The sequence below is a fragment of the Arthrobacter sp. H5 genome (genome assembly GCF_000520595.1).
Taxonomy (GTDB): Bacteria; Actinomycetota; Actinomycetes; order Actinomycetales; family Micrococcaceae; genus Arthrobacter_D.
This window is the reverse complement of record NZ_KI915034.1, coordinates 45,768-47,703: the sequence shown is the minus strand read 5'-3', so window position 1 is coordinate 47,703 and position 1,936 is coordinate 45,768. Positions and strand designations below refer to the sequence as shown.

Genomic DNA, 1,936 nt, shown 5'->3' with positions numbered 1-1,936 from the left:
GCGGCAGGGTGGACGGCGCGGTCGGGCAAACAGGCCGCGTCCCGCACCGTGTCAGCCACGAAGGGCGCCGCAGCCAACGTGCGTTCCTGGCGTGTCGACCAGATCCGGCGGAATGTGGTGACGCTTGCCCTGATCGGTTGCCTGGTTGCAACCGCATCGGTGGTCGGAGTGTTCGGCGGCCCCGACATCCGCGATCAGGCAATCATGGCACCCGATAGGAGCCTGGTTTCCCCGGGCTCCTACTCCATCTTCCTGTGGGCGCCTATCTACCTGGGACTCATTGGCTACACGGTGCACCAGTGGCTCCCGTCGCAACAGGACAGCCCCCGGCATCGTGGTTTGGGCTGGATTGTCACCGCCGCAATGCTGCTGACGCTTGGACTGGCACTCAGCGTGCAGTCCTCGGAGCTGGCGCTCAGCCTGGTGCTACTGGGCCTCCTGCTCGGAGTGCTTCTGCTCTCCCTGCGCTGGCTTAACCATTGGTCCGCCGCCACCCGGCTCGAGGGCACGCTGGTGGACACACCACTCGGACTGTTCCTGGGCTGGACAGGGTTCACCGCCCTGACCCACACCGCCGCCGTGCTGAGCGAACAATCCATTGACTGGCTGGGCGCAGGTGGATTTGTGTGGGCGCTGGTGGGCCTCGGAGTCCTGGTCATCGGCGGATGTGTTGTATGTTCGACCGACCGCGGACGCATTGCCGTGGCCCTCGCCATCGTGTGGGGTCTTGGGTTCATCCTCATCGAGCGCTTGATTGGGCAGCCCATGTCCTTGCCCGCGGCTGCCGTTACAGCTCTCGCAGGGTTCCTGGTGCTGATCACGGCCGGGTCCCGGCGGCACCGGATCGATCACAGTTACCGCCGTGCCCTGCGCGCCCGGCAGACGGCCGCACTTCCACCCCTCGATCTCGCTGAAGACGAGGACCCCTGGGACGACGAACGCTGATTCGATTTGCCCGGCGTATGGCGGCGGGAGGGTGGACGGCGCGGTCGGGCAAACAGGCCGCGTCCCGCACCGTGTCAGCCACGAAGGGCGCCGCAGCCAACGTGCGTTCCTGGCGTGTCGACCAGATCCGGCGGAATGTGGTGACGCTTGCCCTGATCGGTTGCCTGGTTGCAACCGCATCGGTGGTCGGAGTGTTCGGCGGCCCCGACATCCGCGATCAGGCAATCATGGCACCCGATAGGAGCCTGGTTTCCCCGGGCTCCTACTCCATCTTCCTGTGGGCGCCTATCTACCTGGGACTCATTGGCTACACGGTGCACCAGTGGCTCCCGTCGCAACAGGACAGCCCCCGGCATCGTGGTTTGGGCTGGATTGTCACCGCCGCAATGCTGCTGACGCTTGGACTGGCACTCAGCGTGCAGTCCTCGGAGCTGGCGCTCAGCCTGGTGCTACTGGGCCTCCTGCTCGGAGTGCTTCTGCTCTCCCTGCGCTGGCTTAACCATTGGTCCGCCGCCACCCGGCTCGAGGGCACGCTGGTGGACACACCACTCGGACTGTTCCTGGGCTGGACAGGGTTCACCGCCCTGACCCACACCGCCGCCGTGCTGAGCGAACAATCCATTGACTGGCTGGGCGCAGGTGGATTTGTGTGGGCGCTGGTGGGCCTCGGAGTCCTGGTCATCGGCGGATGTGTTGTATGTTCGACCGACCGCGGACGCATTGCCGTGGCCCTCGCCATCGTGTGGGGTCTTGGGTTCATCCTCATCGAGCGCTTGATTGGGCAGCCCATGTCCTTGCCCGCGGCTGCCGTTACAGCTCTCGCAGGGTTCCTGGTGCTGATCACGGCCGGGTCCCGGCGGCACCGGATCGATCACAGTTACCGCCGTGCCCTGCGCGCCCGGCAGACGGCCGCACTTCCACCCCTCGATCTCGCTGAAGACGAGGACCCCTGGGACGACGAACGCTGATTCGATTTGCCCGGCGTATGGCG

2 protein-coding genes are annotated in these 1,936 nt (G+C 65.9%); both read left to right on the top strand.

The window, feature by feature from the left end; genetic code table 11:
- The coding region (locus Y708_RS0120315) for a hypothetical protein (RefSeq protein WP_028281330.1) at window positions 1-945 on the top strand (945 nt) is incomplete at its 5' end.
- A 71-nt stretch (window positions 946-1,016) separates the two neighbouring features.
- Window positions 1,017-1,913: a hypothetical protein gene (locus tag Y708_RS0120310; RefSeq protein WP_155853971.1), complete on the top strand. Its 897-nt coding sequence runs from the start codon at window positions 1,017-1,019 to the stop codon at window positions 1,911-1,913.
- Window positions 1,914-1,936: the final 23 nt, after the last annotated feature.